Annotated in this window: 4 protein-coding genes and 1 pseudogene; all 5 read left to right on the top strand. The window is 34.1% G+C overall.

Features of this window, described 5'->3' with window-relative positions:
• Window positions 1-157 precede the first annotated feature (157 nt).
• Window positions 158-481, top strand: a pseudogene (locus tag BWGOE10_RS16850) (LysE family transporter); the annotation flags it as partial.
• A 322-nt stretch (window positions 482-803) separates the two neighbouring features.
• The gene (locus BWGOE10_RS32935) at window positions 804-944 is read left to right on the top strand and encodes a hypothetical protein (RefSeq protein ID WP_171903122.1); all 141 of its coding nucleotides are present in this window, start codon (window positions 804-806) and stop codon (window positions 942-944) included.
• Between the two features lie 163 nt (window positions 945-1107).
• Window positions 1108-1830 (top strand): RNA polymerase sigma factor SigI, encoded by a 723-nt coding sequence (gene sigI, locus BWGOE10_RS16845; protein WP_070144145.1) that lies wholly within the window; start codon window positions 1108-1110, stop codon window positions 1828-1830.
• Window positions 1823-3046: an anti-sigma factor domain-containing protein gene (locus BWGOE10_RS16840; protein WP_070144146.1), complete on the top strand. Its 1224-nt coding sequence runs from the start codon at window positions 1823-1825 to the stop codon at window positions 3044-3046. Before sigI ends, BWGOE10_RS16840 begins: the two co-directional genes overlap by 8 nt.
• 124 nt (window positions 3047-3170) lie before the next feature.
• Window positions 3171-4152 (top strand): glycosyl hydrolase family 18 protein (locus BWGOE10_RS16835; RefSeq protein WP_081338162.1); only part of this gene is annotated, 982 nt, incomplete at its 3' end.

The raw sequence follows: 4152 nt of genomic DNA, 5'->3' as shown, positions 1-4152 counted from the left end.
AGCTTGTAATCTAGTTACTTTAGTATAAAAGAATAAGATGGGACGCTGTATGCGATGAAAGTCGCACGTACAGTGTTAAGCGGGGGAAAAGATGGAGATAACTTCAAAGTCTTACCTATCGCAACTAATAGGAAGCGAGGTTATATGTTTAATTAATATGATAATAAATTTCCTTTCTTATGTAATACTTTTTACATATATTTTGTTAGGTTTATCTTTATCAATACCTGCAGGTGCTATGACTGTCCAAATGACTAAACAAGGAATGAGAAATGGTTTCGTACATGGTTGGCTTGTAGGTATAGGAGGAATGACTGTAGATTTATCTTTAATAGTCCTGATTTATCTAGGGTTCTCTAGTGTATTAACTAATCCATGGGTAGAAGCAGTTATGTGGCTACTAGGTTTTGTGTTTTTAATATTTATTGGAATAGAAAGTATTAAAGAAGCAAAGTCAGAAGTTAACATAGAGGGAGAAAATCGGCAGGGAATAGTGAGAATAGCAAATGCTATTTTAGATGCATTGAGAAACTAACCTGAACGGTTTTAGTGGATGGGTGGCCGATAAAATCTTGTATCATGTTTGCAATAGAAGTAACAGAAAAAAGGATAACTACAATTAAAGGCGCATATGATTAACCTTAGTTATGAAAATTAATATATAACAGAAAACCATCAATTTGAACAATCTTTTTTCAAATTGATGGTTTTTATCTTTGAAAAAAATAACTATTTTATAAAAAATATTTTTTGACCCCCATAAAATTGGTTATTCCTTCGAATATGTATAGTGAAGAAAGCAAATGAAAGAAAAAGCTAAAATTACCAAAAATATAGAGAAGAGTTATTCAAAGATTGCAGATAAAATAGAAAAAGAGCGAGAAGAACAAGTGATATTGAAAAAGAAAACAATAAAACAGTACAAAATACAGACTTCACTCTAGTGCAAGTGGAAAAAATAGTCATCTAAAAAAAGTCGGCCTCGAAAAATATGAACAACAGCAAGAAGACAAGCCAAAAGAAAAGTACTAAGAAAATGTGGTTAAATGGTCACTTGTTTAGTGACCATTTTGCTATTTAAAGCAGAAGGAGGGAGAGAGATTACAAGTGTTGAGTTTAGTAATGAAGATCTTAAGAAAACCGAAAATAGAAGATATCGTATTTAACATACAAAACAACGGTGGAGATAAGGACGCTTTTATCGTACAGTATCAGCCGTTTATTAGAAAATCAATCTCGTCTGTCTGCCGCCGATATATTACAGAACAGGATGATGAATATAGTATTGGATTGTTTGCGTTTAACGAGGCAATTGAAAAGTATTCATATAAAAAAGGAAAATCTTTTCTAGCGTTTGCTGATCTTCTTATAAAAAGAGATGTAATTGACTATATACGCAAGGAGTCTAAGCATAATATTGTCTTTTTAAAAGAAGATAAGCAAGAGGAAATATTAGAAATGCAAGTATCGCTTACGGAGTATATGAAAGAGATGGAAAATAGTAACCGTAAGGAGGAAATTCTTCATTTTCAAAGTGTGCTAGCTGAGTTTAAAATCACATTTTCAGAGCTTGCTAAGGAATCTCCTAAGCATCGTGATACGCGTGAGCACTTAATAGAAATTGTAAAGATTATTATAAAAGACGAGAAAATGATAGAAGAGCTGTTCAGAAAGAAAAAGTTACCGCTGAAACATATTGAACCACGTGTTAGGGTAAGTCGTAAAACGTTGGAGCGACATAGAAAATACATTATTGCGATGTGTATTATCTTTGCAAATAACTATACATATATTCTTGATTATATAAGAGGTGAGAAGCATGATGAATAAAGGAATTGTGATGGATATAAAAAAACATAGCGTAGTTGTTTTAACTCCAAATGGAGAGTTTATTACGTTTAAAAGAAAAGTACACTCTTACATGATTGGAGAGGAAATCTCGTTTAATGAACAAGAGCAAAGAGCACCGCGTTTTTCAATCCCTTCTTTCTTAAAGCCTGCATCATTACTTGTTACTTGTTTTCTATGTGTGTTGCTGTTTTTCCACAACCAAACGGAAGAAAAAGTATTTGCTTATGTCTCAGTGGATATAAATCCAAGTTTAGAGGTGAGCGTAACAAAGGATCTTCGTGTTATAGATTTGCGAGCCTGTAATGATGATGGAAGGCGTATTTTAAAAGAAATGAAACGATGGGAAAATAAACACCTGCAAGACGTAATACGTACTATTATAAAGCAGAGTCAAGAGGATAAGTACTTAACGAATGATAAGCAAGTTATGCTAACGGCTGTTACAAAGGAAAAGTCGCTAGAACCACAGTTGGAAAAGGCTATGCAAAAATTAAAGAAAGAGTATGAGACAAAACATGTTACAGTCGTATACCAAAACAGTACGATGCAAATGCGTGAGAATGCCATGAAAGCAGGAGTGGGCACAGGTGTTTATATAAAGCAAGAGAACGAGAATACTCCTCCATCTACGTCGCCGTCTAATCAAGAGCAACCAAATTCATCTCCTGATGTATCACCGGAGGCGTCTCCTGTAAAAGAAGAGAGATACGAGAAGCAAGAGTATATAGAACAAAAGCAATCCAAGCAAATAAAAGAAAATAATGGACATCAGCAAGAGAATAACGGTAGGGAGTCTCAGCAAGAGAACAACGGTAGAGGATCTCAAGAAGGAAATAATGGCCACCAGCAAGAGAACAATGGTAGAGGATCTCAAGAAGGAAATAATGGCCACCAGCAAGAGAACAATGGAAGAGAGTCTCAAGGGAATAATGGCCACCAGCAAGAGAACAATGGAAGAGAGTCTCAAGGGAATAATGGCCACCAGCAAGAGAACAATGGAAGAGAGTCTCAAGGGAATAATGGCCACCAGCAAGAGAACAATGGTAGAGAGTCTCAAGGAAATAATGGCCACCAGCAAGAGAACAATGGTAGAGGATCTCAGCAAGGAAATTCAAACGAAAATAACGAGCTTAAAAATGATGACAAAAATATTCATACAACACAACATCAAGGGAATGGAAAGAAGAATCTATAGAATATTGAAGCCAGGAAATTATAATTCTATATTCCTGTTAAGTTATTTTCGAATCAAAACCCTAGAAGGTTGGAGTTTGTATTTGTACTTAGAATAAGAAGAAAAGGAGTATGTAAAAAATATAATGGAGAAAAAAATTCAACAAGAGAAAGATAAATCAAAACCTGTTTTTTATGATCCTAAAGGAAGAAGAAAAAAAGCTTTTAGTTGGTTTCTATGTATCTCAATAGTTAGTATAAGTATTGTATTTTATTTTTTCTTCCAAAGTATTTTTTCGACACCAGAAATTCCAAATATGAATCCTGCTGTAAAACAAGATACTAAACTTGTACCTATTAATCAAGAACTCAGCGAAGAGCAGTTAAAGAAAGAAGAATTTAAACCTAATACCGAAATGAAAAACGATGAAAATTCGGTGAATTCAACGAACGATAGCAAACAATCTAAAGAAGTTTATGGTTTTTATGTAAACTGGGATGAAAATAGTACTGCTTCTTTAAAAGAAAATATCGATTCCTTAACCACGTTAGTACCAGAATGGTATCACTTAAAAGCAGACTTAACAGTTAGTAGTGAGATAAAACCTGAGATTGTGAAGTTAGCCAAAGAAAATCATGTGAAAATTATGCCTTTACTTACTAACTATACAGAGGAAGCTTCTGGTCCTGATAGTGAACTTATTCATAAGTTATTGAGTTCTCCAGATCATGTAAAGACAATGTTTATTAACGATTTAGTAAAGCAGGTTGAAAAGAATCAATTTTCAGGTATTAATATTGACTTTGAGGCAATACCTGAAAGCGATAGAGAAAACTTAACAAATTTCATGATAGAACTTACTACGGTCTTTCATAAACATCATTTGCTTGTTACGCAAGATGTCCCTGCTAATGATCAGGCTTTTGATTATGGTGCGTTAGCCAAAGTAATAGATCGTATGATTGTAATGATGTATGACGAGCACTATGGAGCAGGAGCGCCAGGACCAATTGCTTCAAATAAATGGTTTGAACATACGCTCAATGAACTAGATATTCCGTCTGAGAAACTTATAGTCGCTTTCGGTAACTATGGATATGATTGGGAAGTGAAAAGTAAAAAACCTG

It is taken from the genome of Bacillus mycoides (genome assembly GCF_001757995.1).
In the GTDB taxonomy this organism is placed as follows: domain Bacteria; phylum Bacillota; class Bacilli; order Bacillales; family Bacillaceae_G; genus Bacillus_A; species Bacillus_A mycoides_B.
The sequence above is the reverse complement of the archived record's forward strand: the minus strand, read 5'-3'. Positions and strand labels throughout refer to the sequence as shown.